At 41.5% G+C, this 246-nt stretch carries 1 protein-coding gene; it reads left to right on the top strand.

Annotation, left to right across the window (positions count from 1 at the left end; all coding sequences use genetic code 11):
- The coding region (locus ACUYLD_RS25775; protein WP_446676252.1) for a reverse transcriptase domain-containing protein at nt 1–246 on the top strand (246 nt) is incomplete at both ends.

The raw sequence follows: 246 nt of genomic DNA, 5'->3' as shown, positions 1-246 counted from the left end.
GTACATCATGAGAAATGCTGAGCTGGAAGAAGCACAAGCTGGAATCAAGATTGCCGGGAGAAATATCAATCATCTCAGATATGCAGATGACACCACCCTTCTGGCAGAAAGTGAAGAGGAATTAAAAAGCCTCTTGATGAAAGTGAAAGAGGAGAGTGAAAAAGTTGGCTTAAAGCTCAACATTCAGAAAGCTAAGATTATAGCATCCAGTCCCATCACTTCATGGGTAATAGATGGGGAAACAGT

The organism is Paenibacillus sp. SER-28 (genome assembly GCF_052906305.1).
Note: the sequence above shows the minus strand (reverse complement) of the source record. Positions and strands in the feature narration are given on the sequence as shown.